Genomic DNA, 3,069 nt, shown 5'->3' with positions numbered 1-3,069 from the left:
AAGGCGGAGAGCCGCACGACCCCGGCCGGGGACTTGGCGCGCAGCCCGATCATGGTGATGACCAGGGGGAAGGCGCAGTTGGAGACCGACGACGATGGCCGACCGGGTCACGGTGATCGGCTGGGACGGCTCCCCCCTCACCGCCGCCGCCCGCTCCGCGCTCTCCGCCGCCACCCTCGTGGCCGGAGCCGCCCACCACCTCGCGCTCCCCGAAGTCCCGCCCGGCGCCGAACGCATCCGCCTCGGCAGCCTCGGCCTCGCCGCCCGCCGCATCGCCGGCCACCGCGGCACCGCCGTCGTCCTCGCCGACGGGGACCCCGGCTTCTTCGGCGTCGTACGCACCCTGCGCGCCCCGGAACACGGCCTGGAGGTCGAGGTCGTCCCGGCCGTCTCCGCCGTCGCCGCCGCCTTCGCCCGCGCCGGCATGCCCTGGGACGACGCCCAGGTCGTCGTGGCCCACCCCCGCACCCTGCGCCGCGCCGTCAACGTCTGCCGCGCCCACACCAAGGTCGCCGTCCTCACCTCACCCGGAGCCGGCCCCGCGGAACTCGCCCTGCTCCTGGAGGGGATCCACCGCACCTTCGTCATCTGCGAGGAACTCGGCACCGACCGGGAGCGCGTCACCGTCCTCACCTCCGACGCCGCCGCCGACCACACCTGGCGCGACCCCAACGTGGTCATCGTCATCGGCGGCGCCGGCCAGGCCCCCGCCGGCGCCGACCCCGGCTGGCTGCTCGGCCAGAGCCACGGCCTCGCCCCCGTACGCGGCTGGGCCCGCCCGCAGGACGCCCCCGCCGAACGGCCCCCGGGGGAGGGGGAGTCCGCGCAGCTGCGCGCCGCCCAGCTCGCCCGGCTCGGCCCCCGCACCGGAGACCTCGTCTGGGACATCGGAGCCGGCTCCGGAGCCCTCGCCGTGGACGCCGCCGCCCTCGGCGCCGCCGTCATCGCCGTCGACGCCGACCCCCGGGCCTGCGAACGCGTAACGGCCGCCGCCCGGGGCCGCGGTGTCCAGATCCAGGTCGTCCCCGGCCGGGCCCCGCACGTCCTGGAGAACCTGCCCGAACCCGACGTCGTACGGGTCGGCGGCGGCGGGGCCGCGGTCGTCGCGGCCGTCGCCGAGCGGCGTCCCGAACGGATCGTCAGCCACGCCTCCACGCGCGACGAGGCCGAGGCCATCGGACGCGCCCTCACCGGACACGGGTACGCCGTCGAGTGCGCGCTGCTCCAGTCCGTCGGCCTCGACACCCGGACCTGGGCGGAACAGGAGCGTTCCGTGGTGTTCCTGCTGGCAGCCGAACGCCCCGTGAACCGCTAGCGCGGAGCCCGGGGTAGGCTGGCCGATCGTCGTACCGCCCTGGTGGACGACTGGTGGACGCGCGACGTGGCGCAGTCCACAGCGGACGGTGCCGGTTTCTGGCCGACACGACGGCCGACGAGCGCGACAATGCTCAGGAGTTGTCGTGCGTGCGTACGCGAGGCGTCGTACGGCGCGGCAACGCCGCACGGCATGTTCCGCACGGCGGGCCCTGTGGGCGACCGGGCGATCGAAGAGGCAACACCGATGGGCGAGGGGTACGCATGACTGACACCGGCCAGGTCCCGGGCGAGGGTCACCCGGACAACACGGGCATGGTGGATCAGCAGGGCACGCCCGCTCCGGTCCCGCAGATGCCGCCCCTGCCCCCGATGCCGCCCCAGGCCCCCGCGGGCTACGCCTTCCAGGACCTCGTGGACGACCCGGCCGAGGCCGAGGACGACGAACTGCTGCTGATGCCGAGCGGCCACGGGCAGGGCTCCTGGAGCGACCCGCAGGTGGTGCCGCCGGCGCCGGCCTTCCCGGGTGAGTTCCAGAACGACTTCCCGAACGGCTTCCAGGGCGACTTCCCGGCGGAGCCCGCTTTCACCGAGTACCCGCAGCCCCCCGCCGGCGGCTACCCCGAGCCCGGACACCTCGGCTACCAGGAACAGGGCTACCCCGAGGCCGGGTACCCGGCGCCCGGACAGCCCGCGCCCGGCTTCCCCGAGGCGGGCTTCCCCGCCTCCTTCGCCGAGCCCGCCGCCTACAGCGCGGGCGCGCACGAGGCCGGCGGCCGCGACTCCGGCTCCCTGGACCTGGGTGGCCTGGTGGCCCCGCCCGCCGCGCAGGTCCCGCCCGCCGCTCCCGTCATGCCGCCGCGCCGGCCGCTGCACATGGGCCCGCCGATGCCCGACGCCACCGGGGGAGTCGTACGCTCCCTCGCGGACCGGGGGCCGGCCGCCGCGCCGGCGGCGCCGGTGACGCCCGCCGCGCCCCAGGCCGCTGCGGCCGCCGTGCCGGCGCAGCCCGTCGCCGTGACGGCGGAGCCGGTAGCGGCCCCGGTGGCGGCGCCGGCTGCCGAGGCGCCTCCGGCTGCCGAGGCGGTGGACGCTGCTCCGGCGGCTGAGGCCCCGGTGGTCGAGGGCACTGCTGCTGAGGCGCCTGCTGCCGAGGCTCCGGCTGCAGAGGCACCCGCTGCCGATGCTCCGGCTGCCGAGGCCGCTGCTCCGGCCGCGGAGGCTGCCGCTCCGACGCCTGAGGCTGCTCCGGCGCCCGAGGCTGCCGCTCCGGCCGCCCCGGCTCCCGAGGCCGTTGCCGTGGCCCCTGACGCCGTTCCGGCTGCCGCTCCGGCTGAGCCCGCGGAGCCCGCCGCCCCTGCGGAGGCCACTGCCGCCCCGGCGCCCGAGGCCCCCGCTCCGGCCGCCGAGGCCGCGCAGGTCGCCCCGGACGCCGCCGCCCCCGAGTACCTGGACCAGCCGGCCGCCGCCCCGCAGCCCGGGGAGGTCCCGCCGCAGGCCGGGACGCCGTGGACGGTGGAGCCGGCCGCCCCGGCAGCCGCCGCCCCCGCCGAGCCGTCGCCGGAGGCCGCCCCGGCCGCCGAGGAGGCCCCCGCGGCTCCCGCAGCCGCCGAGGCCGTCGCCGTCGCAGCCGCGCCCCAGGCGCCGGCCGAAGCCGCGCCCGAGGCTCCGGAGCCCGTCGAGCCATTGGCTGGGGATGGATCTCGCGATCCTGGCGCAGACCCCTCGGGCGGCCTACCGACAGAGGCATGCCTG

The 3,069-nt window shown here is 78.1% G+C and carries 1 protein-coding gene and 1 pseudogene; both read left to right on the top strand.

Features of this window, described 5'->3' with window-relative positions; translation table 11 throughout:
• The first annotated feature begins 94 nt into the window (after positions 1-94).
• Positions 95-1,315: a precorrin-6y C5,15-methyltransferase (decarboxylating) subunit CbiE gene (gene cbiE, locus AB0D45_RS34690; RefSeq protein ID WP_361609838.1), complete on the top strand. Its 1,221-nt coding sequence runs from the start codon at positions 95-97 to the stop codon at positions 1,313-1,315.
• 263 nt (positions 1,316-1,578) lie between these two features.
• Positions 1,579-3,069 (top strand): annotated as a pseudogene (locus AB0D45_RS34685) (hypothetical protein); the annotation flags it as partial.

The sequence above is a fragment of the Streptomyces sp. NPDC048352 genome (assembly GCF_040651895.1).
In the GTDB taxonomy this organism is placed as follows: Bacteria; Actinomycetota; Actinomycetes; order Streptomycetales; family Streptomycetaceae; genus Streptomyces.
This window is presented reverse-complemented; position numbering and strand designations above follow the sequence as displayed.